This is a genomic window from Burkholderia sp. KJ006, from assembly GCF_000262695.1.
Lineage (GTDB): Bacteria > Pseudomonadota > Gammaproteobacteria > Burkholderiales > Burkholderiaceae > Burkholderia > Burkholderia vietnamiensis.
Genome location: NC_017920.1, coordinates 2,442,975 through 2,468,270 on the forward strand (window position 1 = coordinate 2,442,975; position 25,296 = coordinate 2,468,270).

The window sequence follows — 25,296 nt, forward strand, 5'->3', positions numbered from 1 at the left end:
GCTCATGAAGGAAGTCGTCCTCGTCACCGGCGCGTCCAGCGGCTTCGGCTTGCTGACGGCCCAGGCGCTCGCCCGCGCCGGTCACACGGTCTACGCCTCGATGCGCGAGAGCGCCGGGCGCAATACACCGCGCGTCGCCGCCGTCGCCGCCTATGCGCAACAACACGGCGTCGATCTGCGCAGCGTCGAACTCGACGTCGGCGACGACGCATCGGTCGACGCCGCCATCGATCGCGTGATCGCGGACAACGGCCGCCTCGACATCGTCGTCCACAACGCCGGTCACATGGTGTTCGGGCCGGCCGAAGCGTTCACGCCCGAACAGCTGGCGCAGCTCTACGACGTCAACGTCGTGTCGACCCAGCGCGTGAACCGCGCGGCGCTGCCGCACCTGCGCCGCCAGCGCCGTGGCCTGCTCGTGTGGGTGTCGTCCTCGTCGGCGCGCGGCGGCACCCCGCCGTTCCTCGCGCCCTACTTCGCCGCGAAAGCCGCGATGGACTCGCTCGCGGTGTCCTACGCGGCCGAGCTCGCACGCTGGGGCATCGAAACGTCGATCGTCGTGCCGGGCGCGTTCACCCGGGGCACGAATCACTTCCTCCATGCGGGCAAGCCGGCCGATACCGCCGTGCAGGCCGCCTACGACGGCGGGCCGTACGCGGGTGTCGCCGATCAGGCGTTGAAGGGCCTCGCCGCGCTCGAACCGGCCGACGCCGACGCCGACGCCGTCGCCACGGCCATTGCCGAACTCGTCGCGGCGCCGGCCGGCAAGCGCCCCTACCGCGTGTTCGTCGACCCGTCGCAGGACGGCGCCGAGGAAGTGTTCCGCGTCGGCGATCGCATCCGCCGCGAGATGTTCAGGAACATCGGGCTCGCCGATCTGCTCGCGCCGCGCGTCGGCGGCTGATCCTTCGCGCGCCGGGCCGGCCGGCACCGTGCTGCTGGCGCGCGCGACACGCCGTACGCGTACGCGCGCAACATGGTCGGCATGGAGCGCGAAGTGCGCGCGCGGCTGCGCGCCGCGTCGATCTTGCCGAGCAGCCACTGCATGCCGGCAAGATGCTGCCGGTCGTGGCGGCACAGGTCGTGGACGAGCCCGCGCACGGTCAGCGAACCGCAGCCGTCGAACTCGCCGTACGCTCGAACTGAACGAACGGGCGCCGCGCGGCGTTCCGGCAGCTTACCGACGCATGCGCGTTCATGCCGTCCCTGCGCCGCCGCTTGATAGAATGCGCGCGCTATGGACCTCGAAAGCATTCTCTACACGCAGGGCTTCGGCTCGCGCCGCCAGTGCCGCGGCCTGATCGAATCGGGCCGCGTCACCGTCGCGGGCGCGAGCTCGACCGACCCGGACGCAGCCTTCGACACGGACGGCCTCGTGTTCACGCTCGACGGCACCGCGTGGCCGTATCACGCGCGCGCCTATCTCGCGCTCAACAAGCCGGCCGGCTACGAATGCTCGCGCGACCCGCAGCACCACGCGAGCGTGTTCAGCCTGCTGCCCGCGCCGCTCGTCGCGCGCGGCGTGCAGTGCGTCGGCCGCCTCGACCAGGACACGACCGGCCTGCTGCTGATGTCCGACGACGGCCAGTTCGTGCACGCGTACACGTCGCCGAAGCGCAAGGTGCCGAAGACCTACGTCGCGACCGTGCGCCATCCGCTCGACGAAGCCCAGCTGAATGCACTGCGCAGCGGCGTCCAGCTGCACGGCGAGCCGAAGCCGATCGCGGCAGTCGCGGCGGTCGCACGCGATACCCACATGCTCGCGCTGACCGTCCTCGAAGGCAAATACCATCAGGTCAAGCGGATGGTGGCCGCCGCCAGCAACCGCGTCGAGGCGCTGCACCGCGAGCGTATCGGCGGTTTCGCGCTGCCGGCCGGGCTGGCGCCCGGTAGCTGGTGCTGGCTCGCAGAGGCTGAGCTGGCAGCGCTGCGCAATCCGGTCGAAACCCTGTAAGGGAAAATCCGCACGACCGTTCGACGCCGCTGCGCATCGCGGCCGCCCGATCCCCCGCTATACTCAAATCACAAGCTGTCCGAGCAGCGAAGCAGGGGAGACATCATGGGCGTCAACCACTCTTTCGAACTGTCGTACGTGATGATCGCGTTCGCGATCATCGGTGTCGTGGCAATCGGCGCGCTGCTGGCCGCGATGCATCTGAAGCACCGCTATCACCCGAACCTGATCGGCGCGCTGATCGGCGCGTTGCTGTGCTTCCTGTTGATCGAGGCGCTACCGGCCCTCACCTGACGCGCGACGCTGCGCCAGCGTTTGAAGGAATTCGTCTACGGTCGGATAGCGCAGCGTCACGCACAATTCGGCCTTGAGGCGGGCATTGGACAGGCGCCGCGACTCGCGCATGAACGACAACAGCGTCGGCTCGAGCCGGCCTTCGGCGTCCGCGCGGCTGATGCGTGGCGGCGGCGGCAGGCCGAACGCCTGCGCGACCCGGTCGAAGTACTCTCCCATCCGCAGTTCGCTGTCGTCCGACGCGTGCACCGCGCGCGCCGGCCGGCCGCGCACGGCCGCACGCCGCAGGATCGCGGCGAGATCGTCCGCGTGGATGTGGTTCGTATAGACGTCGTCGGCCGGCAGCAGCGCCGGCGTGCCGCGCTCGAGCCGCGCGAGCGGCAAGCGGTTCGCCGCGTAGATGCCCGGGATGCGCACGATGCGGGCGGACACCACGCCGCGCACCGTCGCCGCCCGCAGCTGACGCTCGGCCGACACGCGCCGGAACGCGCGCGGATTCGCGGGCCGCAGCGGCTGCGTCTCGTCGATCCGCGCGCCGCCGCAATCGCCGTATACGCCGGTCGTGCTGGCATAGACGAGCGTGGGCGCGCGAAGGGCCTCGGGTACAATACGCGCTGCCCGCGGCACCACGCCGGCCTGTCGGGTCGCGGCGCGCAGCGTGCGCAGCCGGCCGACCGACGCTACCGCCGGCGCGTGCAGCTGCCGCGCGGGCATGGACAATGCGGCGATCAGCGCGCGAGTGCGCCGGTCGTCGCGACCGTCGGATTGCGGCGGCGCGAGATGCAGGATCGTGCGCGCGACTCGCGCGATGCGCTCGAGCGTGGCCCGCTGGTCGAGGTTGCCGACGATCGGCGTCACGCCTGCCGCACGCAATACGTCGCGGCGGTCCGGATGGCTCGTCAGTGCGACGATGCGCAGGTCGCGGCGCGCGGCGCGCCATTGCGCGACGCACCGCAGCCCGACGTCGCCGCAGCCGACGATCAAGGCGCGCGGCCGGCGAAGGATTCGAGTCGCGATCATGTTGGTTGCGAAATGAGTAGCCACCGTTGCGCGGCGCACAACGGTTTTGCATTGTAGCTGCCGTGCGCGACATGCACGGTTTCCCCATTTTGTTCTATTCGGTTCTATGGCATTCAACGTTACTCTCAAGCAAAGCGGCCGGCAGTTCCAGGTCGAGTCGGACGAAACCGTGCTGGCGGCGGCGCTGCGCCAGAACGTCCACCTGCCGTACGGCTGCAAGAACGGCGCATGCGGCTCCTGCAAGGGGCAGATCGTGTCGGGCCAGATCGAACAGGGCCCGCACGCAGCATCGGCGCTGTCCAGCGACGAACGCACGCGCGGCCTCGCGCTGCTGTGCTGCTCGAAGGCGCAATGCGACCTCGAGATCGACGTGCGTGAAATCGCCGGCGTCGACGGCGTGCAGGTCAAGAAGCTGCCGTGCCGGGTCGCCGCGCTCGAGCGCCGCGGCGACGACGTGATGATCGTGAAGCTGCAGTTGCCGGCGAACGAACGCCTGCAATACCTGGCCGGCCAGTACGTCGAATTCATCCTGAAGGACGGCTCGCGCCGCAGCTACTCGATGGCGAACGCGCCGCACGAGGAAGGCCCGATCGAGCTGCACATCCGTCACATGCCGGGCGGCAAGTTCACCGATCACGTGTTCGGCGCGATGAAGGAACGCGACATCCTGCGCTTCGAAGGCCCGCTCGGTACGTTCTTCCTGCGCGAGGATTCCGACAAGCCGATCGTGCTGCTCGCGTCGGGCACCGGCTTCGCGCCGATCAAGGCGATCATCGAGCACGTGAAGCACGCGGGCATCACGCGCCCGATGACGCTCTACTGGGGCGCGCGCCGCAAGCAGGACATCTATCTCGGCGAACTCGCCGAGCAATGGGCGCGCGAGATCCCGAACTTCAAGTACGTGCCGGTGCTGTCCGAACCGGAAGACGCCGACCAGTGGACCGGCCGCACCGGCTTCGTCCACCGCGCGGTGATCGAGGATCTGCCCGACCTGTCCGGCTACCAGGTGTACGCATGCGGCGCGCCGGTGATGGTCGAATCGGCGCAGCGCGACTTCACGCAACACCACGCGCTGCCGGCCGACGAGTTCTACGCCGACTCGTTCACGAGCGCCGCCGATCTCGTGAATCCGGTCTGAGCGCCGGGCGCACGCGCGCCCCGCTGCGCGCCGCCGTGTCACATCCGTGGCATCGCGGCGGTTTACAGTGGGGCGCGGGATGCCTTATGCTTGCGCACATGAACCGCTTCCTGTCCGCTCTCCGACGTCGCCGCTCGCCGCTCCTCCCGGATGCCGCCGGCTCGTCACGGACTCGCGCGTAACCCACCTCCGCTTCACCGGTTACGCACAAGCTGTTCGATCCACCAGCCACGGCCTTCCGTGGCTTTTTTATTGCCCGTTTCCCTTTCAACGCCCGCTGGAGTCTGTTGCCATGCCCCTGAACGATTACCCGATCGACTCGCTGATGTACATCACGAACCGCCCCGACATCGTGTTTACGCACGGCAAGGGCTCGTGGCTCTACGATCACACGGGCAAGCGCTATCTGGACTTCATCCAGGGTTGGGCGGTCAACAGCCTCGGTCACTGCAACGACGGCATCGTCGAAGCGCTGAAGACGCAGGCCGAGAAGCTGCTGAACCCGTCGCCGGCGTTCTACAACGAACCGATGGCGAAGCTCGCGGGCCTGCTCACGCAGCACAGCGTGTTCGACAAGGTGTTCTTCACCAACAGCGGCGCGGAAGCGAACGAAGGCGCGATCAAGCTCGCGCGCAAATGGGGCCGCAAGTTCAGGAACGGCGCATACGAGATCATCACGTTCGACCACAGCTTCCACGGCCGCACGCTCGCGACGATGTCCGCGAGCGGCAAGCCGGGCTGGGACACGATCTACGCACCGCAGGTGCCGGGCTTCCCGAAGGCCGAGCTGAACAACATCGAGTCGGTCGAGAAGCTGATCACCGACAAGACCGTCGCCGTGATGCTCGAGCCGATCCAGGGCGAAGGCGGCGTGATCCCCGCGACGCGTGAATTCATGCAGGCGCTGCGCGCGCTGACGCGGCAGCACAACCTGCTGCTGATCGTCGATGAAGTGCAAAGCGGCTGCGGCCGCGCCGGCACGTTGTTCGCGTACGAGCTGTCGGGCATCGAGCCGGACATCATGACGCTCGCGAAGGGCATCGGCGGCGGTGTACCGCTCGGCGCGCTGCTGTCGAAGGCCGACGTCGCGGTGTTCGAGGCCGGCGACCAGGGCGGCACCTACAACGGCAACCCGCTGATGACGGCGGCCGGCTATTCGGTGATCTCGCAACTCGTTGCGCCCGGCTTCCTCGAAGGCGTGCGTGCGCGCGGCGAATACCTGAAGCGCAAGCTGCTCGAGCTGTCGGAGGAGCGCGGCTTCGAGGGCGAACGCGGCGAAGGCATGCTGCGCGCGCTGCTGCTCGGCAAGGACATCGGCCCGCAGATCGTCGAGAAGGCACGCGACATGCAGCCCGACGGCCTGCTGCTGAACGCCGCGCGTCCGAACCTGCTGCGCTTCATGCCGGCGCTGAACGTCACGACCGAAGAAATCGACCAGATGATGGCGATGCTGCGGTCGATTCTCGACACGCTCTAAGGAGACCGCCGCGATGGATGCCGCCGCCGATGTCGTCACCATCCGTCCGTTCGAACGCGCCGACACCGCAGCGGTCCTCGCCGTCTGGCGCGACGCGTTCCCGAACTACAGCGCGGCCGGCGCGCCGCCGCATCGCGATCCGCTGCGATCGATCGAGCTGAAGTTCGCGACGCAGCCGGAGCTGTTCTTCGTCGCGATCTGCGGCGGCCGGCTGGTCGGCACGCTGATGGCGGGCTTCGACGGACATCGCGGCTGGCTCTACTCGTTCGGCGTGGCGAACGACGCGCGACGACTCGGCATCGGCCGCGCGTTGCTCGATCATGCCGAGCGCGCACTCGCCACGCTCGGCTGCCTGAAGATCAATCTCCAGGTGCTGCCGGGCAACGACGATGCATGCCGCTTCTATGCGGCGCTCGGCTATCGCGTCGAGGAGCGCATCACCTTCGGCAAGGCGCTGCCGGCTGCCTGACGGCACCGGCCCGCCGGCGCATGCCGGCGTCAGTGCGTGATCGGCCCGGCGCCCGGCAGCGGGTTGCCGAGCGCGTCGGTCGGCACGGCCTGCTGCTCGAACGCCGCGAAATACGCGGCCCATTGCGACTCGCTCACGCGCACGAACAGCGCGCCGTCCTGCCACACGTCGTTGTGATCGTTGTGGTCGTCGCCGGCGCGATGCAGGTAGTTCGAGCCCGTCGAGCCCTGGTTCATGTGCGTGTCGTGAATCCCGTTGCCTTCCGAATAGGTGCGGCCGAACACGACCACGTCGAGCCCGTGCGACTGCGCCGCGTTCACGAGCCGCAGCAGCGACGGGATCGGCTCCGCGTGCTCGGTGCCGTCCATCACCGCGCTCGCGCGCCAGGTGCCCGTCTCGTTCAGGATGTCGCTGCGCAGATAGTCGAGCGCCGGCAGCGCGCTCTGCCCGGTGAGATCGGTATAGCCTTCGGCCGCCGCCGCGAGCGTCGCCGTGAGCGGATGGTGGAAATCGTAGACGAGCTTGTAGTTCAGCAAGTCGTCCGCATCGTTGGTACCGACGTTGATCGCGACGTCCCAGTCGCCGCCCGGCAATGCGAGCGTCAGGTGGACGTGATACTGGATCTCGCCGCCATGCGGCGAGCCCTTGAGCCGCGCCACCGACGTCACCTTCGCCTTCACGAAACCGTAGTCCAGACTCATGCGTGCTCTCCGTGTCCTGATGGATCGACCATGCTACGCAATCCGCGTGTCGGTTTGCGCAGCGCCGCCTGCCGGCGTTCGCCTGCCCGGCTTGCGCCCTGTCGAGACAATGGAGTCGCATCCGCGCGCACAGTTCGCCGCGCGGTGCACCGCATGAAAAAAGGCTGCCACGGTATCCCGTGACAGCCTTTCGAAAGCACCCGGCGACGCGCCGGCATGCGCCGGCGCCTCGCCGCGGCGGTCATTCGCCCAGATACGCGGCGCGCACCTTCGGGTCGTCGAGCATCTGCTTCGCGTCGCCTTCCATCGTCACCGTGCCGGAATCCATCACGTAGCCACGGTCGGCGGCCTGCAGCGCGAGGCGTGCGTTCTGCTCGACCAGCAGCACCGTGATCCCTTCCTTCGAGATCTCGCGCACCACTTCGAAGATCTTCTCGACCATGATCGGCGACAGACCCATCGACGGCTCGTCGAGCAGCAGCAGCTTCGGCTTCGACAGGATCGCGCGCGACATCGCGAGCATCTGCTGCTCGCCGCCCGACAGCGTGCCGGCGAGCTGCGTCGCACGCTCCTTCAGACGCGGGAAGAAGCCGAACATGCGGTCGACGTCCTTCTTGATCTGGTCCTTGTCGTTGCGCAGATAGGCGCCCATCTGCATGTTCTCGATGATCGACATCCGCGCGAAGATCCCGCGGCCTTCCGGCACCATCGCGAGGCCGCGCTTGAGTAGCTCGTGCGGCGGAATGCCCTTGATCGACTTGCCCTCGTACTCGATGTCGCCCGCCGAGTACGGCTTCAGGCCGGTGATCGCCTTCATCGTCGTGGTCTTGCCTGCGCCGTTCGCGCCGATCAGCGTCACGAGCTCGCCCTGGCGAACTTCCATGTCAACGCCCTTGACGGCCTGGATGCCGCCGTAGTTGACCTGCAAGCCCTTGATTTTCAACATTGCCGCTGCCATCAGTGCACCCCTGCGCCGAGATATGCCTCAATCACCTTCGGATCCTTCTGCACGTCCTGCGGCAGACCCTCGGCGATCACCTTGCCGTAATCGAGCACCGTCATCCGGTTGCACAGACCCATCACGAGCTTCACGTCGTGCTCGATCAGCAGGATCGTGCGGCCGTCCGAGCGGATCTTGTCGAGCAGGCGCGTGAGTTCGACCTTCTCGGTCGCGTTCATCCCGGCCGCCGGCTCGTCGAGCGCGAGCAGCTTCGGATCGGTCGCGAGCGCACGGGCGATCTCGAGACGGCGCTGGTGGCCGTACGACAGGTTGCGCGACGTGTAGTCCGCGTACTGCAGCACGCCCACGTAATCGAGCAGCTCGATCGCGCGCTCCTTGATCTCGCGCTCTTCCTGGCGCTCGGCCGGCGTCTGGAACACTGCGCCGAGCAGGCCGTGCTTGGTGCGCACGTGGCGGCCCACCATCACGTTCTCGAGCGCCGTCATCCCGCCGAACAGGCGAATGTTCTGGAACGTACGGGCGATGCCGGCCTTCGCGACCTGGTGCACGGCCGTCGGCGTGTAGTTCTGGCCGTCCAGCTTGAAGTCGCCGGAGTCCGGCGTGTAGAGGCCGGTGATCACGTTGAAGAACGTGGTCTTGCCGGCGCCGTTCGGGCCGATCAGCCCGTAGATCTCGCCTTCCCTGATCTGGAGGCCGACGTCGGACAGCGCCTGCAGGCCGCCGAAGCGCTTGTTCACGCCCTGGACGGACAATCGGATTTGCTTGTCGCTCATGTGTGATATCCCCTTGTCCGTTGGTTAAGCGCGCACCGGCTTCTTGCTGTTGCGCTTCGCCAGTTTCGCGATCTTGTCCTCATGCTTCGGCGCCGGCCACAGGCCTTCGGAGCGATACAGCATGATGACGACCATCGCGAGGCCGTACAGCGCCTGACGGATCACTTCGGTGTCGACGATGTCGTGGCCGAACAGCGCGTGCTGCAGCGGGCTCATCGTCGAACGCAGGAATTCCGGGAAGATCGCGAGCAACACCGCGCCGAGGATCACGCCGGGGATGTGGCCCATGCCGCCGAGCACGACGCATGCGAGCACGACGATCGATTCCCAGAACGTGAACGACTCGGGCGACACGAAGCCCTGGAACGCGCCGAACATCGCGCCCGACAGGCCGCCGAACGATGCGCCCATCGCGAACGCGAGCAGCTTCACGTTACGGGTGTTGATGCCCATCGCCTTCGCCGCGATTTCGTCTTCGCGGATCGCCGCCCATGCACGGCCGATACGCGAGTGCTGCAGACGCGTACAGACCCAGATCACCAGCAGCGAGCACAGCACGAACAGGTAGTAATACATGTAGACCGACGGCAGCTGGAAGCCGAAGAGCGAGTGCGTCTGCGACAGGTTGAAGCCGCCGATGTGCACCGGATCGATACCCGTGATCCCCTTCGGGCCGTTCGTGATGTTCACCGGACGGTCGAGGTTGTTCATGAAGATCCGGACGATTTCACCGAAGCCGAGCGTCACGATGGCCAGGTAGTCGCCGCGCAGGCGCAGCGTCGGCGCACCGAGCAGGATCCCGAAGGTCGCCGCCAGCGCCATCGCGATCGGCACGATGATCAGGAACGGGATGTGCAGCCCGTTCGGCGCGAGCGCCGCGATCCACTCGAACTGCGAGGTCAGGTGCGGCGAGCTCAGCAGCGCGGCCGTGTAGGCGCCCACCGCGTAGAACGCGATGTAGCCCAGGTCGAGCAGGCCGGCGAAGCCGACCACGACGTTCAGGCCCAGCGCGAGCATCACGTACAGCATCGCGAAGTCGAGCACGCGGACCCAGTAGTTGCCGCCTGCCGAGCCGATGATGATCGGCGCGGCGATCACGAAGGCCGCGGTCAGGATGCCGATGAGGACGGTCTTCGTCGTGTTGCGCTCTTCGACGAGCGACGTCGACGATTCGATCGGTTGAATGGATGTCATGTTGTTTGCTCCCCTTCCGTTACGCGCGGTCCGCGACACGTTCGCCCAGCAGGCCCGACGGACGGAACACCAGCACGATGATCAGCACCACGAACGCGAACACGTCCTGGTAGTTACTGCCGAACACGCCGCCCGTGAGGTTGCCGATGTAGCCCGCACCCAGCTGCTCGATCAGACCGAGCACCACGCCGCCGACCATCGCGCCGCCGAGGTTGCCGATCCCGCCGAGCACCGCCGCGGTGAACGCCTTCATGCCGGGGATGAAGCCCATGTAGAAGTGCACGTTGCCGTATTCGGACGCGATCATCACGCCGGCCAGCGCGGCGAGCGCGGAGCCGATCATGAACGTCGCCGAGATCACGAAGTTCGGGTTCACGCCCATCAGGCTCGCGGTGTTGGGGCTTTCGGCGATCGCACGCATCGCGCGACCGAGCTTGGTCTTGTGCACCAGCAGCAGCAGGCCGGCCATCACGATGAACGCCACCGCGATGATCACGATTTCGGTCACCGAGATCACGGCGCCCGGCGTCGTGTCGGTTGCCTTGATCACGTTGATCGGATCGGTCGGCAGCAATTGCGGGAACGGCAGCGGGTTACGCGACCAGATGATCATCGCGGCCGTCTGCAGCAGGATCGACACGCCGATTGCGGTGATCAGCGGTGCGAGACGCGGCGCGCGGCGCAGCGGCCGGTATGCGACGCGCTCGATCGTGTAGCCCACGCACGCGCAGACGACCGCCGCGATACCCAGGCCGATCGTCAGCGTCGCGACGTTGCCGAGTTGGGGGAAGTGATTCTGCAGCACGGTGATCGCCGACAGGGCGACCATTGCGCCGATCATCAGCACGTCGCCGTGCGCGAAGTTGATGATGCCGAGAATGCCGTACACCATCGTGTAACCCAACGCGATGATGGCGTACACACTGCCGAGCACCAGCCCGTTGAGGATCTGTTGGATGAAAATATCCATTTAAAGCTCCTTGGCCCATGCTGCCGGATGACGTTGCGCCCCGCGGGTAAGCGAGGAATCGCGCCTTCTCGGCGACACTGCGGGTACTAGTCGATACCGGTAAGGGTGGATCGTCCCGGCGCGCACCGCCCGGCCTGTACGGCCGGGCTTGCCGCCGGAGCGGATACAAAAACGGCACCGCACTGTTTCGGTGCCATCATGAGTCCTGTCGCTAAATCGTCACGACGTCGAGGACGGTGTACTTGGCCTCCTTGAAGTCGTAGGGCAGCGTGCCGACACGCCCGGCGTCCGGCTGTCCGGAATCCGTGCCTTTTTCCGTCCGGGCCGCGGCGAACGCCGTGTCCGGGCCGATCAGGTTCCGCGCCGCGTCGCCCGCGGGCTCGACCACCTTGGCGACGCACGCGCCGATGTCGCCAAGGGTTTGTACTCCGATGCCGAACGGCGCCGCCTGCGCTGCAAGCGCGCCGTCCGCTGCCCGCGCGGCGCCGGAACCGGCTGCGCGAAGAACGCGCCCGACTTTCGTCCGGCACGCGTCGGAATTCATGGACCGAAACAGGCCGCCGGCCACGACGCGATGCGTCGTGCCGACACGCTGCCAGGTCGAATCGATATGAAAGGAGAGCGGTGCCATCTGCACGTCGCCTGCGTTGCCGCGGATCTTGCCGCGAATCTGGCCGCAAAGCGCACGCGCCGGCGGTGTGTCGCGTGCCGCCGTCGTCGCCTCGCGGTTGCCCGCGCGGGCTGCGGCAATCACCGTGCCCGTTGCGCTGCCGCGCGCGGCGCACCGTGCCGAATGCATGCCGTGCTTCGGGCGCTGCGCGTTGAATGCGTCGCTCGCCAAACCTGCCCCGTTATCCGTGTCACTGTCCGATTGCGCGATGCGGCACACGGCCCGCCGCGCATGACCGGTGATGGCAACGCGCACGTCGTTGGCTGCCGGAACCGCATATGCCACTACTGCCCTGCCATCGCTCTTTTTGCTGCCCCGGCCGAGCATTGCAACCGGTGCGGCGACGGACATGGCGTACACCAACTTCACATGCATTGAATAGGTCTCCCGCGCCTTGCCAAAACCCGATTTCAAAGCCATTCCGGCCTGAAAACGGGCGCATTGTAACTCCATTTACAAGACGCCAATAATCCTGATGCGATGGGGTTTTCCTGCATTGCAACCAATTTTGAGAGGGGCTTAATCGCGCGGATAGCAACCCGGTTGCACCAATGGTGTGAATAATGGTTGCGCCTGCATTTTCGCGGTGCAAAAAAAAGCGCGCCGGGAGGCGCGCTTCGGGTATTGCGAAAGCGGAGCGGACAATCAGGCGGCGGGCGGCAGATTCAGCCCGCGCGGCAGCGGAAACGCCACGTTTTCCTCGATGCCTTCGAGTGCGCGGACATTGCGCACGCCGAGTTCGCGCAGCCGGGCGATCACGGCCTGCGCGAGCACTTCCGGCGCCGATGCGCCGGCCGTCACGCCGATGCGGCGCTTGCCGGCGACCCACGCCGGATCGATCTGCTCGGGCGCGTCGACCATGTACGCGGCCACGCCGCGCTTCTCCGCGACTTCGCGCAGGCGGCTGGAATTCGAACTGTTCGGGCTGCCGACCACGATCACGACGTCGCACTGCGGCGCCATGAACTTCACCGCGTCCTGACGGTTCTGCGTCGCATAGCAGATGTCCTGCTTCTTCGGCTCGCGGATCTTCGGGTACTTCGCCTTCAGCGCGCCGATGATTTCGGCTGCGTCGTCAACGGACAGCGTCGTTTGCGTGACGAGTGCGATGCGCTCCGGATCGGCGAGTTCGAGCTTCTGGACGTCCTCGACGCTTTCGACCAGATGCATGCCGCGCTCGACCTGCCCCATCGTGCCTTCGACTTCCGGGTGGCCCTTGTGGCCGATCATCACGATGTCGACGCCGTCCTGGCGCATCTTCGCGACTTCGACGTGCACTTTCGTGACGAGCGGGCAGGTCGCGTCGTAAATGCGCAGTCCGCGCACGTCGGCCTCGTCGCGCACGGCTTTCGACACGCCATGCGCACTGAAGATCACCGTGTTGCCGGCCGGCACTTCCTCGAGCTCTTCGACGAAGATCGCGCCCTTCTTCCTCAGATCCTCGACCACGTACTTGTTGTGGACGATTTCGTGACGCACGTAGATCGGTGCACCGTGCATCGCGATCGCGCGCTCGACGATCTCAATCGCGCGGTCGACACCGGCGCAGAAGCCGCGCGGCTGTGCCAGCAGGATTTCGGCATCGGCTGCGACGGTCTGCCCGGGCAGCGTATCGGTGTTGCTCATGGTTACAGAATTCCGATGATTTTCACTTCGAACGTGAGCGCTTGGCCCGCGAGCGGATGATTGAAATCGAACAGGGCCGAGGTTTCGCTGACTTCCTTCAGCACACCTGCATAGCGGCCGCCGTCCGGCGCGTTGAATTCGATCAGGTCGCCCGGCGTGAAGTCTTCGCCGACCATGCCGTTCTCACGCAGCGTCGACAGCGTCACGCGCTGCAGCATCTCGGGATTGCGGGGACCGAACCCTTGCTCCGGCGTTAGCTGAAAAGTCGAATGGTCGCCGACCCGCAGCCCGAGCAGAATCTGTTCCAGCGACGGCGCCAGTTGTCCAGCGCCGAGCAGCAGCGTGGCTGGCTTGTCGGAAAAGGTGTTGACGATGTCGGCGCCGTCGGCCAGCGCAAGCCGGTAATGCAGCGTGACATGGGAACCGGGCTTCACTTCGGATAGATCGATGAGGCTCATGAATGACTCGTGTTCGTCGGCGCCCGAACGGGCCGCAAGGCCCGGCGCAAAGTCAATATTGTAAGTCACCTTCGCGCGCAAGGCTGAAAGTGCGACGACGTCGCGCCCGTGCCCGCCGCCATTGGAGTTTCGAACATGCCTTCATCCTGCGTCGCCGCCCCGGCGACGGAATGTCGCGACCTCGCGGACCCCGCGCCCGCTCCGGCCCACCGGGTCGCCATCGAGTGGCCGCGCAAGCGGCGCGCGCGGAACTGGAAGCCGCACCTGCCGCGCGAGCGGCTGCTCGAACGCGGGCCGGCGGCGCTGACCGACGCGGAACTGGTCGCGCTGCTGCTCGGCACCGGCGGCGGCGGCCGCGACGTGTTCGACAGCGCGCGCGCCCTGCTCGCCCGGTTCGGCGACTCGCTGCGCGACATGCTCGATGCGCAGCCCGGCGTATTCACCACGCATCCCGGCATCGGCGACGCGCGCGCCGCGGTGCTGATCGCCGTGACCGAGATCACGCGGCGCGCGCTGGTCGAGAAGGCGCGCAGGCGGATGCCGATCGACTCGCCCGGCGCGGTGGAGGACTATCTGCGGCTCAGGATCGGCATGCGCCCGTACGAAGTGTTCGTCACGCTGTATCTGGATGCGCGGCACGGCCTCATCGAGGTCGAGGAAAGCGCGCGCGGCTCGCTCACGCGGATGGCCGTCTATCCGCGCGAAATCGTGCGGCGCGCGCTGATGCTCAATGCCGCGTCGCTGATCATCGCGCACAATCATCCGTCGGGCGCCGTGCAGCCGAGCGCGGAAGACCGTCGGCTCACGCGCGTGCTGCACGAGGCGCTCGCGCTCGTCGACGCGAAGCTGCTCGATCACGTCGTGGTCGGCACGGCCGATACATTTTCCTTCGCACGCGCCGGTTGGCTGTAGACTGTGGCCCGGCGAACCGTTTGCGGGTCGCCGCGACGGCAACGCGAAATTAGGTTTGATTTTTCTGAACTTTTTCTGCTAGAATCGCCGTCTGTCTTTTTTCCAACCAGTTCTAGCCATCGAAGGGCCTTGTCTGTAAGGGCTTCGGCGTTCTGAGTGCAGCCATGGATCACGTGGCGGTGCGATGAGAACCTTCACCGGCGATCGAACCCCGAATTTAGCGTATTAGGAGTGCTCTCATGGCACGCGTATGCCAAGTAACTGGGAAAGCGCCGATGAGCGGCAACAACGTTTCCCACGCCAACAACAAGACGAAGCGCCGCTTCCTGCCGAACCTGCAAAACCGCCGGTTCTGGGTAGAGAGCGAAAACCGCTGGGTGCGCCTGCGCGTTTCGAACGCCGGCCTGCGCCTGATCGACAAGAACGGCATCGATTCCGTGCTCGCTGACCTGCGCGCACGCGGCGAAGCCTAAGCCCAAGGAGCACAATCATGGCAAAAGGCGCACGCGACAAGATCAAGCTCGAGTCGACCGCTGGTACGGGTCATTTCTACACGACCACGAAGAACAAGCGCAACATGCCGGAAAAGATGGCGATCAAGAAGTTCGATCCCGTCGTCCGCAAGCATGTGGAATACAAAGAAACCAAGATCAAGTAATCTCCTGGTTTCTGCAGCCTGACGGCGACCGAAAAGCCCCGCACATGCGGGGCTTTTCGTTTTGCGCGCACGTTTCCGCACGCACATGCAAGCCCGACGCGGTATGCTCTCCCCTTTCCGTCGCGACGGCCGACGGAGCGCACGAGACCTGAAGCGTAAAGATGGAGATAGCATGAAATTCGATGTGGCGATCGTCGGCAGCGGCCTGGCAGGGCTGTCGGTCGCGCTGAATCTGGCCAGCACGCGGCGCGTCGCGCTGATCGCGAAACGATCGATGATGGAAGGCGCCAGCGACTACGCACAAGGCGGCATCGCCGCCGTGCTCGACTCGGCGGACAGCATCGAGAATCATGTCGACGACACGCTCGTCGCCGGCGGCGGGCTATGCGACGAAGGCGCGACGCGCTACATCGTCGAGCACGGCCGAGAAGCGATCGAATGGCTGATCTCCCACGGCGTGCCGTTCACGAAGGACGACGCGGCCGAACTCGGCTTCCACCTCACGCGCGAAGGCGGCCATAGCCACCGCCGGATCATCCACGCGGCCGACGCGACCGGCCATGCGGTGCTCGCGACGCTGTCCGAGCGCGCACGCCAGCATCCGAACATCACGTTCTTCGAGAACCACCACGCGATCGACCTGATCACGTCGGACCGGCTCGGCCTGCCCGGCCGGCGCTGTCACGGGTTGTACGCGCTCGACGTCGACAACGACCGCACGATCACCATCGAGGCGCCGCACACGGTGCTCGCCACCGGTGGCGCCGGCAAGGTCTATCTGTACACGACCAATCCCGACACCGCGACCGGCGACGGTATCGCGATGGCGTGGCGCGCAGGCTGCCGCGTGTCGAACATGGAGTTCATCCAGTTCCATCCGACCTGCCTGTTCCATCCGTATGCGAAGTCGTTCCTGATTTCGGAAGCCGTGCGCGGCGAAGGCGGCCTGCTGAAACTGCCCGACGGCACGCGCTTCATGCCCGCGCACGATCCGCGCGCCGAGCTGGCGCCGCGCGACATCGTCGCGCGCGCGATCGACTTCGAAATCAAGAAGCGCGGCATCGACTGCGTGTATCTCGACATCAGCCATCAGCCGGAGGCGTTCCTGCGCGAGCACTTCCCGACGATCTACGCGCGCTGCCTCGAATTCGGCATCGACATCGCGAAGCAGCCGATTCCGGTCGTGCCGGCCGCTCACTACACGTGCGGCGGCGTCGTCACCGACCTCGCCGGACGCACCGACCTCACCGGCCTGTATGCGGTCGGCGAAACGTCGTACACCGGGCTGCACGGCGCCAACCGGCTCGCGAGCAACTCGCTGCTCGAATGTCTCGTGATCGGCCGCGCGGCCGCCGAGGCGATCGAGGCGGCGGGCTTCGACACCCAGACGCCGGCCGAGCTGCCCGCATGGGACGAAAGCCGCGTGTCGGATGCGGACGAGGAAGTCGTCGTCGCGCACAACTGGGACGAACTGCGCCGCCTGATGTGGAATTACGTCGGCATCGTGCGCACCGACAAGCGCCTGGAACGCGCGAAGCACCGGCTGTCGCTGCTGCGCGACGAGATCCAGGAGTATTACGCGAACTTCCGCGTGACGCGCGATCTGCTCGAACTGCGCAATCTCGTCGATGTCGCGACGCTGATCGTGAAGAGCGCGTATTCGCGCCGCGAAAGCCGCGGGCTGCACTTCAGCCGCGACTGGCCGCACACGCTGCCGAAGGCGCTGCCGAGCGTGCTCACGCCGCGCTCGCGCCGCTGAGCGGCTACGCAGGTCGCAAAAAAAAGCCGCCGGCGTGCAAGCGCCGGCGGCCTTTTCATATCGGACGACAGGTCGGGCTCAGTCGACGATGCGCATCGAATAGTCCGTTGCGCGCACGTCCTTCGTCAGCGCGCCGATCGAGATGCGGTCCACGCCCGTCTCCGCGAACGTGCGCACCGTATCGAAATTGACGCCGCCCGACACTTCGAGCACCGCCTTGCCGGCCGCGACGCGCACGGCCTCGCGCATCATGTCGAGCGTGAAATTGTCGAGCAGCACCGACTGCGCGCCATGGGCGAGCGCCGTGTCGAGCTGCGCGAGCGTCTCGACCTCGATCTGCACCGGCACGCCGGCGTTCAGCGCGAACGCGGCGTCGAGCGCCTCGCCCACTCCGCCGGCCGCCGCGATGTGGTTTTCCTTGATCAGAATCCCGTCGTACAGCGCGAGCCGCTGGTTCTCGCCGCCGCCGACGCGCACCGCGTACTTCTGCGCGAGCCGCAGGCCCGGCAGCGTCTTGCGCGTATCGAGGATCTTCGCGCGCGTGCCTTCGACACGATCGACGTAACGGCGCGTCGCCGTCGCGACGCCCGACAGCAACTGCAGGAAGTTCAAGCCGTTGCGCTCGGCGGTGAGCAGCGCACGCGCCGGCCCGTCGAGCTCGCAGACGGTCGAGTCGGCCGTCATCCGGTCGCCTTCCCGATAGCGCCACTGCACGACGATCGACGGATCGATGCGCGCGATCACGGCCTCGAACCACGGCACGCCGCACAGTACCGCTTCCTCGCGGACGATGATGCGCGCGCGCCGCCGCTCGTCGGCCGGCACGAGGCGTCCGGTCTGGTCGCAGGCGCCGACGTCTTCGGCAATCGCGTCGGCGACGTTGCGCGCGATCGCTTCGTCGAATGCCGCGCCGTATTGCACACGGACGCTGTCGAACAGCGGGGATACCGCGTCGCTCATGCCGCCCCCACGTTCGCGAACAGTTGCTGATCGCGCTGCAGATCGCCGCTCGCCTGCACGCGCTTCTTGTGGGCCGCTGCGAAATCGAGCATCCGGTCGATCGGCACGCGCGCACGCGCGGCGATCACCGGATCGACGAAGATCTCGTTGTGGCCGCGCTCGAGCACGTCGGCGAGGTTCGCGAGGCCGTTCATGGCCATCCACGGGCAATGCGCGCAGCTCTTGCAGGTTGCGCTGTTGCCTGCCGTCGGCGCGGCGATGAAGGTCTTGCCCGGTGCGGCGAGCTGCATCTTGTGCAGGATGCCGAGATCGGTCGCGACGATGAAGTGCGTCGCGTCGAGCTTCACCGCGGCGTCGATCAACTGCGTCGTCGAACCGACGACGTCCGCCTGCGCGACGACGTTTTCCGGCGACTCGGGGTGCACGAGCACCTTCGCGTCCGGGTATTCGGCGCGCAGCAAGTCGAGCTCGATGCCCTTGAATTCGTCGTGCACGAGGCACGAGCCTTGCCACAGCAGCATGTCCGCGCCGGTCTTCTTCTGGATATAGCTGCCGAGATGGCGATCCGGCGCCCAGATGATCTTTTCGCCGCGTGCGTGCAGGTCGGCGACGATCTCGAGGCCGATCGACGACGTGACCATCCAGTCCGCGCGCGCTTTCACGGCGGCGCTGGTGTTCGCATAGACGACGACGGTGCGATCGGGATGGGCGTCGCAGAACGCCGAGAATTCGTCGGCCGGGCAGCCGAGGTCGAGCGAGCAGGTGGCGTCGAGATCGGGCATCAGCACGCGCTTGCCGGGGCTGAGGATCTTCGCGGTTTCGCCCATGAAGCGCACGCCGGCGACGACGAGCGTTTGTGCGTCGTGGTCGCGGCCGAAGCGGGCCATTTCGAGCGAATCGGCGACGCATCCGCCGGTTTCGTCGGCCAGTTCCTGCAGTTCGGCGTCCACGTAATAGTGGGCGACCAGCACGGCCTTTTCGCGTGCGAGCAGCGTCTTGATGCGTGCCTTGAGAGCGGCGCGCTCTTCGGCGGACGGTGCATCGGGCACTTTGGCCCATGCTTGCCCGACGCTACAGACGGTCCCGGCCGAGACCGGTCGGTCGTACTCGACGGCTTTGATCGTCGATTCCATCTCCATATCTCCTGTCGACCCACGTTAGCGCTTTAGCGCTTACGTGGGTCCCATGCTTCGCGGTCGACCCACGTTGGCGCTTCAGCGCTTACGAAGGCCCCATGCTTTGCGGTCGGCCCACCTTGGCGCTTCAGCGCCTACGTGAACTCCACACTTCCCGGTCGCCCGAAGTTTCAACCCTATTCCGCCGCCTTCATCCGACCTGGACAAAACGTCGGCCCAAAAGAAAAAACCCCGCCAGCGCGGGGTTTGTGACGTCCTAAGATTCTAATCGATTTCGAATCAGGCGTAGCGACGCAGGCGCGTCGCAAATTCCTGCAGCGACTTGATGCCGCTTTGTTCCGCGCGATGGCACCAATCCTGCAATTGCGCGAGCAGCTGTTCGCGCGATGCGGTCGAGCGATCCCAGATCGCAGCCAGATCCTGGCGCAACTGGTAGTACGTATGCAACTTCTGGCTGTTCGCGAAAATCTCCGGGAGCAGCTTCTTCTGCGGCTCGTCGAGACCGTCGGCATCCTTGTGGAACCACTTGCGCGCGCCGCGCATCAGCTGGTACTTGTCACGCGAACCGAGCTCCTTCAGATGCGCAAGCTCCTGACGGTACGCACGCTTGACGGCCTTGCCGTAGCGCGCCATCACTTCGTAGCGGTTCGACAGCACGGCCTGCAGCGTTTCCTGATCGAGCACCGTCTTCGGCTTGTTCAGGCGCGGCGTCGGCGCGATCTTCTTCACCTTCGCGAGGCCGAATGCCGACATGATGCGGATGTACATCCAGCCGATGTCGAACTCGTACCACTTGTTCGACAGCTTCGCCGACGTCGCGAACGTGTGGTGGTTGTTGTGCAGCTCTTCGCCACCGATCACGATGCCCCACGGGAACAGGTTCGTGCTCGCATCGGCCGAGTTGAAGTTGCGGTAGCCCCAGAAGTGGCCGAAACCGTTCACGACACCGGCGGCCCAGAACGGGATCCAGACCATCTGCACGGCCCACACGGTCAGACCGAGCACGCCGAACAGCGCGACGTCGATCACCATCATCAGGCTCACGCCGAGGATCGGATACTTCGAGTACACGTTGCGCTCGATCCAGTCGTTCGGCGTGCCGTGACTGAACTTGCGCATCGTCTCCTCGTTCTTCGCTTCGGCGCGATACAGCTCGGCGCCTTCGAGGAACACCTTCCAGATGCCGCGCGTCTGCGGGCTGTGCGGGTCTTCCTCGGTTTCGCACTTCGCGTGATGCTTGCGGTGGATCGCGGCCCACTGACCCGTCAGCATGCCGGTCGTCATCCACAGCCATACGCGGAAGAAGTGGCTGGCGATCGGATGCAGCTCCAGCGCGCGGTGCGCCTGGCAGCGGTGCAGATACACCGTCACGCCGATGATCGTCACGTGCGTGACGGCCAGCGCGAACAGCGCGACCTGCCACCACGAAAAGCGCAGAAGCCCGTGGGAAAGAAAATCGAGCAGGGAATTCAACAAGGCAGTTACCTGTGGTGAGAGCGATGCCGGCCAAGCCGACGTCAGAAAAATGAAAGCATACCGCGTGTAGACCGGAATTTTACTTCAACCGTTCCAAGTCTTTGTAAAAAATGAATATTTTCTTGTCATGACGCAACGACGATAGTCCACCTCCGGACCGGCGACGGCCAACGATCCGATTGTGGCCGCCGCTGCATCAGACTCGCAGCGGCCCGCCCCGCTACGCCGCCGACGCATGCCCGGCCGGGGCGCTGGCATCGGCCGAAACCGGCGAGCCTTCCGCCACCACGCCGGTCGCGCCAAAACCAAAACCTTCCGGCAGCCCGACCACGCGCACTTCCCGCTGCGGAAACGGGATCGAGATGCCGTGCTCGGTGAACAGCCGCCAGATGTTGCGATTCACGGCCGAACGCACGCCCGACGTGCCCTTCGCCGAATCCTCGATCCAGAAACCCAGCTCGAGGTCGATCCCGTCCGCCCCGAAGCCGACCAGATACGGCGTCGGCGCCGGTTCGTCGAGCACGCGCGGCACGCCCTGCGCAGCCTCTGCCAGCAAGGCGAGTGCCTGCTCGACGTCGCTCGTGTAGGCGACCTGTACCGCGAGCTTCGCGTAGCCGCGCGTCAGGTACGACGACTGGTTCTGCACGACGTCCGTGATCAGTTTTTCGTTCGGAATCAGCGTCTCGTTGCCGTCCAGCCCGCGCACGACCGTATAACGCGTGCGGATCTGCGTGACGACGCCTTGCAGGCCGCCGACGCTGATCGCATCGCCGAGCCGCAGCGAACGATCGAGCAGGATGATGAAGCCCGATACGTAGTTGCTGGCGATCTTCTGCAAGCCGAAGCCGAGGCCGACGCCGAGCGCGCCGCCGAACACGCCGAGCACGGTCACGTCGATGCCGACCAGCGACAGGCCGATCAGGACCGCCGCGAACACCAGCAGCGCGCGGCCGACCCGCGACATCACGACCTTCAGGTTCGCGTCGAGCGTGGTCGCGCGCGCAAGACGCTCCTCCAGCACCGAGCCGAGCCACATCGCGACCATCAGCGTCACGCAGACCCACAGCGCGCCGGAGATCACCGACAGCAGCGTCAGATGCGCGTTCGCGACGCGAAACTGCACGCTGTCGAGCCAGCCGAGCACGTCGCGCTGGATGCCGAGCACGGTCAGCACCATCGCGACCCAAACGACGCTCGACACGATCTTCTCGACGATCGACAGCCACGCATGCGTGTGTCCGTCGCGCGCGAACACGCGCCGCGCGAAGAAGAACAGCACGTAGATCAAGCCGATGCCGAACAGCGGCACCAGCGCGAGCGACAGCAGCGACGTCGACATGAACGGCTCGAAACCGAGCTCCGCAATGCCGACGAACACCCCGCCGAACAGCGGAAACAGCGCACGCTGCAGGCTCTGCGCGCCCGCGCCGGGTGCGCGGCCGGCCGCCCGGCGGCGCGCGTCGATGCGCGCATGCGCGAAGCGCGCGGCGAGCCACGCGAAGCACAGCGCGCCGACGAGGATCGCCGCCTGCCAGATCATCACCGGCTGGTGGAAATCGCGAATCACCGACGCCAGCCGGTGCGACAGCAGACGGCTCTGCAGACTCTCCATCATGCCGGCCCGCCGTCGTTACTGCGCACGCCGCTCGAGCACCGCGGCGAAGAAGCCGTCGGTCGCGTGGCGATGCGGCCACAGCGACAGGTAGTCGCCGGTATCGAGCTCGATGCGCTGGTCGGCCAGCACCTTCTGCGCGGGCACGAGCACGAAGTCGGGGTGATCGGCCAGGAACTGCTCGACGATCGCCTCGTTCTCGGCGTCCAGCACGCTGCAGGTCGCGTACACGAGCCGGCCGCCCTTCTTCACGAGCCGCGCGGCGCTCGCGAGGATCGACGCCTGCTTCGGCGCGAGCTCGTCGATCGACGTGCGCGTCTGGCGCCACTTCAGGTCGGGATTGCGGCGCAGCGTGCCGAGCCCGCTGCACGGCGCGTCGACCAGCACGCGGTCGATCTTGCCGGCGAGCCGCTTGATCTTCGCATCGTGCTCGCTGTCGATCAACACCGGGTTCACGTTCGACAGCCCGCTGCGCGCGAGGCGCGGCTTGAGCTTCGCGAGACGCTTTTCCGACACGTCGAACGCGTACAGGCGCCCGGTCGAACGCATCATCGCGCCGAGCGCGAGCGTCTTGCCGCCGGCGCCCGCGCAGAAATCGACGACCATCTCGCCGCGACGCGGCGCGACCAGCGAGCACAGCAGCTGGCTGCCCTCGTCCTGCACTTCGATCTGGCCTTCCTCGAACAGCTTCAGGCGCGTGAGCGCCGGCTTGCCGACCACGCGCACGCCGTTCGGCGCGAACGGCGTCGCGCCCGCCTCGATACCGTTCGCGCGCAGCGCGTCGATCACCTGGTCGCGCGTCGCCTTCTGCACGTTGGCGCGCAGGTCGAGCGGCGCCGGGTAGTTCAGCGCGGCGGCGAGCTGCGCGAGCTCGTCGGCATCGAAACGCGCCGACAGCGCCTGGTAGATCCAGTCCGGCAGGTTCGTGCGCACGCGCACCGGCAGGCTCGCCGGGTCGATCTTCGACACGTGCTCGAGCCACGCGGCCTCGTTGTCCGACACGAACGGCTTCAGCGCGTTGCGGCCGAGCGTCTGCATCAGGCCCAGCAGCGTCAGGCGCCGCGCGGGGCTGCCCGTGCCGCTTTCGGCGAGGTGCGAAAACTCCATCTTGCGGCGCAGCACCGCGAACACCGCCTCGGCGATCACGCCGCGCTCGGCATGGCCGAGCTTCGGGTGCGCGCGGAAGAACCGGCTCGTGGTCGCGTCGGCCGGGCCGGCGAACTTGAGCACCTCCGCCAGCAAGGTCTCGGTCTGGCCAATCAGAAATCCGTGCAGCTTCATACGCCCTCGCTCGTTTCGGTATGCGGTTGATCCGCGAAAATCCAGCGCGCCTCTTGCGGCGCCACCACTGCCCGGCCGTTCTCGAGGCGCAGGCTGCCTTCGACGAACCAGCGCACCGCACGCGGATACAGCACGTGCTCGACCGCCAGCACGCGCTGCGCGAGCGCCGCGGCGTCGTCGCCGGCCAGCACGGGCACCGCGCCCTGCGCGACGATCGCGCCGCTGTCGAGTTCGGGGCTGACGAAATGCACGGTCACGCCGTGCAGCGCGACGCCGGCGTCCAGCGCCTGCTGATGCGTGTGCACGCCCTTGAAGCTCGGCAGGAGCGACGGATGGATGTTCAGCAGCCGACCCTCATATCGTCTGACGAAATCGGGGGTGAGAATGCGCATGAAGCCGGCCAGCACGACGAGATCGGGCGCGAAGCGGTCGATTTCGGCGGCGAGCGCCGCGTCGAAGCTGTCGCGGCCGTCGAAGGCGCGATGGTCGACCACCGCGGTCGCCACGCCGTGCGACGCGGCAAAAGCCAGGCCGGCCGCGTCGGGCCGGTTGGCGATCACGGCGGCGACCTGGGCCGGCCAGCGTTCCTGCGCGCACGCGCGGACGATGGCCTCCATGTTGCTGCCGCGACCGGAAATCAGGATCACGAGTTTTTTCATCCGCGAATTTTACCATTCGCCCCCGCGTTTCCTGCCTTCTCGGCCGCCAGGCCGCCCGAACGTTTATAATCTTCTGCTTTGCGGCATTCCACCGCTCATTCCCCGACGCTGCATCCGCTATCGTGAAAGTCTTCCGCGGCCTGCCCAACGCCGAGAGCCGCGCGCCCTGCGCGCTGACGATCGGCAACTTCGACGGTGTCCATCGCGGCCACCAGGCCTTGCTCGCGCGCGTGCGCGCGGCAGCGGACGCGCGTGGGCTGCCCGTGTGCGTGATGACCTTCGAGCCGCATCCGCGCGAGTTCTTCAACCCGGCCGGCGCGCCGCCGCGCATCGCGATGCTGCGCGACAAGCTCGAGGCGCTGCGCGAGCACGGCGTCGATCGCGTCGTCGTCGAGCACTTCAACCACACGTTCGCGAGCCAGTCGCCGCAGGCGTTCGTCGAACGCACGCTGGTCGGCGGCCTGCACACGCGCTGGATGATGGTCGGCGACGATTTCTGCTACGGCGCGAAGCGCGCGGGCACCTTCGACACGCTGAAGGCCGCCGGCGAGCTGCACGGCTTCGAGGTCGAGCAGATGGACACGGTGGCCGGCAGCGACGGCACGCGCATTTCGAGCTCCGGCGTGCGCGCGGCGCTCGCCGCCGGCGATCTCGACGCGGCCGCGCAGGCGCTCGGCCACGGCTACGCGATCAGCGGCCACGTCGCGCACGGGCTGAAGCTCGGCCGCGACCTCGGCTTCCCGACGCTGAACCTGCCGATCGCGCACAAGCGGCCGGCGCTCGCCGGCATCTTCGTCGTGCAGGTGCACGGCCTCGGGCCGGCGCCGCTGCCGGGCGTCGCGAGCCTCGGCGTGCGCCCGACCGTCGACGATTCCGGCCGCGTGCTGCTCGAAGTCCACCTGCTCGACTGGCATGGCGACGCGTACGGCAAGCTGATCCGCGTCGAATTCCTGAAGAAGCTGCGCGACGAGGCCAAATACGACGATCTCGAGGCGCTGTCGCGCGCGATCGCGCTCGACGTCGCGAACGCGCGCGCGTATTTCGTGGAGCGCGCACGCGCACCGGGCAGCCGCGCGACCGGCTTCTCGACGTCGGCGACCGACCGAATTAGCTGATCCGGACGGCGGCGCCGCGCGCC

Annotated in this window: 26 protein-coding genes and 1 pseudogene; 11 read left to right on the top strand and 16 right to left on the bottom strand. The window is 66.7% G+C overall.

The genetic code is table 11. The features are described from left to right. The first annotated feature begins 4 nt into the window (after positions 1 to 4). Positions 5 to 904: an SDR family oxidoreductase gene (locus MYA_RS11015; RefSeq protein WP_014723482.1), complete on the top strand. Its 900-nt coding sequence runs from the start codon at positions 5 to 7 to the stop codon at positions 902 to 904. Between the two features lie 110 nt (positions 905 to 1,014). Here the strand turns inward: MYA_RS11015 and MYA_RS29670 are convergent. Then, positions 1,015 to 1,131: pseudogene (locus MYA_RS29670) on the bottom strand (DinB family protein); the annotation flags it as partial. Positions 1,132 to 1,237: 106 nt separating this feature from the next. Between MYA_RS29670 and MYA_RS11020 the strand changes: the two are divergent. Further along, entirely contained in the window at positions 1,238 to 1,954 is a 717-nt protein-coding gene (locus MYA_RS11020) for a pseudouridine synthase (protein WP_014723483.1), read from the top strand. Positions 1,955 to 2,059: 105 nt separating this feature from the next. Further along, positions 2,060 to 2,248, top strand: coding sequence for a hypothetical protein (locus MYA_RS11025; protein WP_011885752.1), 189 nt, complete (start codon positions 2,060 to 2,062; stop codon positions 2,246 to 2,248). Here MYA_RS11025 and MYA_RS11030 read toward each other — a convergent pair. After that, positions 2,231 to 3,268: an NAD-dependent epimerase/dehydratase family protein gene (locus MYA_RS11030; protein ID WP_014723484.1), complete on the bottom strand. Its 1,038-nt coding sequence runs from the start codon at positions 3,266 to 3,268 to the stop codon at positions 2,231 to 2,233. The genes MYA_RS11025 and MYA_RS11030 overlap by 18 nt on opposite strands. A gap of 106 nt (positions 3,269 to 3,374) precedes the next feature. Here MYA_RS11030 and MYA_RS11035 point away from each other — a divergent pair, with 106 nt between their 5' ends. From MYA_RS11035 to MYA_RS11045, 3 genes are all read left to right on the top strand, one after another. Continuing rightward, positions 3,375 to 4,406, top strand: coding sequence for a CDP-6-deoxy-delta-3,4-glucoseen reductase (locus MYA_RS11035; protein WP_011885754.1), 1,032 nt, complete (start codon positions 3,375 to 3,377; stop codon positions 4,404 to 4,406). A 292-nt stretch (positions 4,407 to 4,698) separates the two neighbouring features. After that, positions 4,699 to 5,883: an acetylornithine transaminase gene (locus tag MYA_RS11040; protein ID WP_011885755.1), complete on the top strand. Its 1,185-nt coding sequence runs from the start codon at positions 4,699 to 4,701 to the stop codon at positions 5,881 to 5,883. A gap of 13 nt (positions 5,884 to 5,896) precedes the next feature. Beyond that, positions 5,897 to 6,352, top strand: a complete 456-nt coding sequence (locus MYA_RS11045; RefSeq protein WP_011885756.1) for a GNAT family acetyltransferase — start codon at positions 5,897 to 5,899, stop codon at positions 6,350 to 6,352. Positions 6,353 to 6,381: 29 nt separating this feature from the next. Here the strand turns inward: MYA_RS11045 and MYA_RS11050 are convergent, their stop codons facing one another. The 8 genes from MYA_RS11050 to MYA_RS11085 all read right to left on the bottom strand — a co-directional run bounded on the left by MYA_RS11050 (position 6,382) and on the right by MYA_RS11085 (position 13,705). Continuing rightward, positions 6,382 to 7,053, bottom strand: coding sequence for a DUF2278 family protein (locus MYA_RS11050; protein ID WP_014723486.1), 672 nt, complete (start codon positions 7,051 to 7,053; stop codon positions 6,382 to 6,384). A 241-nt stretch (positions 7,054 to 7,294) separates the two neighbouring features. After that, positions 7,295 to 8,011 carry an ABC transporter ATP-binding protein gene (locus MYA_RS11055; RefSeq protein ID WP_011885758.1) on the bottom strand — a complete coding sequence of 239 codons (717 nt, stop codon included), beginning with the start codon at positions 8,009 to 8,011 and terminating at the stop codon, positions 7,295 to 7,297. Next, entirely contained in the window at positions 8,011 to 8,787 is a 777-nt protein-coding gene (locus MYA_RS11060; RefSeq protein ID WP_011885759.1) for an ABC transporter ATP-binding protein, read from the bottom strand. The genes MYA_RS11055 and MYA_RS11060 overlap by 1 nt, the downstream gene beginning before the upstream one ends. 24 nt (positions 8,788 to 8,811) lie before the next feature. Beyond that, positions 8,812 to 9,981 (bottom strand): ABC transporter permease subunit, encoded by a 1,170-nt coding sequence (locus MYA_RS11065; RefSeq protein ID WP_011885760.1) that lies wholly within the window; start codon positions 9,979 to 9,981, stop codon positions 8,812 to 8,814. Between the two features lie 19 nt (positions 9,982 to 10,000). Beyond that, complete coding sequence (locus MYA_RS11070; protein WP_011885761.1) at positions 10,001 to 10,951, bottom strand: branched-chain amino acid ABC transporter permease; 951 nt, start codon at positions 10,949 to 10,951, stop codon at positions 10,001 to 10,003. Positions 10,952 to 11,162: 211 nt separating this feature from the next. Then, positions 11,163 to 11,996 carry a branched-chain amino acid ABC transporter gene (locus MYA_RS11075; RefSeq protein ID WP_080957740.1) on the bottom strand — a complete coding sequence of 278 codons (834 nt, stop codon included), beginning with the start codon at positions 11,994 to 11,996 and terminating at the stop codon, positions 11,163 to 11,165. A gap of 270 nt (positions 11,997 to 12,266) precedes the next feature. Then, positions 12,267 to 13,247, bottom strand: a complete 981-nt coding sequence (ispH, locus tag MYA_RS11080; protein WP_011885763.1) for a 4-hydroxy-3-methylbut-2-enyl diphosphate reductase — start codon at positions 13,245 to 13,247, stop codon at positions 12,267 to 12,269. Positions 13,248 to 13,249: 2 nt separating this feature from the next. Next, positions 13,250 to 13,705, bottom strand: coding sequence for an FKBP-type peptidyl-prolyl cis-trans isomerase (locus MYA_RS11085; RefSeq protein ID WP_011885764.1), 456 nt, complete (start codon positions 13,703 to 13,705; stop codon positions 13,250 to 13,252). Between the two features lie 135 nt (positions 13,706 to 13,840). Between MYA_RS11085 and radC the strand changes: the two genes are divergently transcribed. The 4 genes from radC to nadB all read left to right on the top strand — a co-directional run bounded on the left by radC (position 13,841) and on the right by nadB (position 17,034). After that, positions 13,841 to 14,617 (top strand): RadC family protein, encoded by a 777-nt coding sequence (gene radC, locus MYA_RS11090; RefSeq protein ID WP_011885765.1) that lies wholly within the window; start codon positions 13,841 to 13,843, stop codon positions 14,615 to 14,617. Between the two features lie 239 nt (positions 14,618 to 14,856). After that, positions 14,857 to 15,090 carry a 50S ribosomal protein L28 gene (gene rpmB / locus MYA_RS11095; protein WP_004186391.1) on the top strand — a complete coding sequence of 78 codons (234 nt, stop codon included), beginning with the start codon at positions 14,857 to 14,859 and terminating at the stop codon, positions 15,088 to 15,090. 17 nt (positions 15,091 to 15,107) lie between these two features. Beyond that, on the top strand, positions 15,108 to 15,275 hold the full coding sequence (gene rpmG, locus MYA_RS11100; RefSeq protein WP_006478046.1) for a 50S ribosomal protein L33: 168 nt from the start codon (positions 15,108 to 15,110) through the stop codon (positions 15,273 to 15,275). 172 nt (positions 15,276 to 15,447) lie between these two features. Beyond that, positions 15,448 to 17,034 carry an L-aspartate oxidase gene (gene nadB / locus MYA_RS11105; RefSeq protein ID WP_011885766.1) on the top strand — a complete coding sequence of 529 codons (1,587 nt, stop codon included), beginning with the start codon at positions 15,448 to 15,450 and terminating at the stop codon, positions 17,032 to 17,034. Positions 17,035 to 17,112: 78 nt separating this feature from the next. Here the strand turns inward: nadB and nadC are convergent, their stop codons facing one another. The 6 genes from nadC to purN form a co-directional block, all read right to left on the bottom strand. Beyond that, the gene (gene nadC / locus MYA_RS11110) at positions 17,113 to 17,994 is read right to left on the bottom strand and encodes a carboxylating nicotinate-nucleotide diphosphorylase (protein ID WP_014723489.1); all 882 of its coding nucleotides are present in this window, start codon (positions 17,992 to 17,994) and stop codon (positions 17,113 to 17,115) included. Beyond that, a complete protein-coding gene (gene nadA / locus MYA_RS11115; RefSeq protein WP_014723490.1) occupies positions 17,991 to 19,127 on the bottom strand; it encodes a quinolinate synthase NadA in 1,137 nt (378 codons plus the stop codon). The genes nadC and nadA overlap by 4 nt, the downstream gene beginning before the upstream one ends. Before the next feature lie 282 nt (positions 19,128 to 19,409). Continuing rightward, entirely contained in the window at positions 19,410 to 20,606 is a 1,197-nt protein-coding gene (locus tag MYA_RS11120; protein ID WP_011885769.1) for a DesA family fatty acid desaturase, read from the bottom strand. 220 nt (positions 20,607 to 20,826) lie between these two features. Further along, positions 20,827 to 22,218, bottom strand: a complete 1,392-nt coding sequence (locus MYA_RS11125) for a mechanosensitive ion channel family protein (protein WP_011885770.1) — start codon at positions 22,216 to 22,218, stop codon at positions 20,827 to 20,829. 18 nt (positions 22,219 to 22,236) lie between these two features. Further along, the gene (locus tag MYA_RS11130; protein ID WP_011885771.1) at positions 22,237 to 23,499 is read right to left on the bottom strand and encodes an RsmB/NOP family class I SAM-dependent RNA methyltransferase; all 1,263 of its coding nucleotides are present in this window, start codon (positions 23,497 to 23,499) and stop codon (positions 22,237 to 22,239) included. Beyond that, a complete protein-coding gene (gene purN / locus MYA_RS11135) occupies positions 23,496 to 24,158 on the bottom strand; it encodes a phosphoribosylglycinamide formyltransferase (RefSeq protein ID WP_011885772.1) in 663 nt (220 codons plus the stop codon). The genes MYA_RS11130 and purN overlap by 4 nt, the downstream gene beginning before the upstream one ends. A 122-nt stretch (positions 24,159 to 24,280) precedes the next feature. Here purN and MYA_RS11140 point away from each other — a divergent pair, with 122 nt between their 5' ends. Then, the gene (locus MYA_RS11140) at positions 24,281 to 25,273 is read left to right on the top strand and encodes a bifunctional riboflavin kinase/FAD synthetase (protein ID WP_011885773.1); all 993 of its coding nucleotides are present in this window, start codon (positions 24,281 to 24,283) and stop codon (positions 25,271 to 25,273) included. The last annotated feature ends 23 nt before the right edge of the window (positions 25,274 to 25,296 follow it).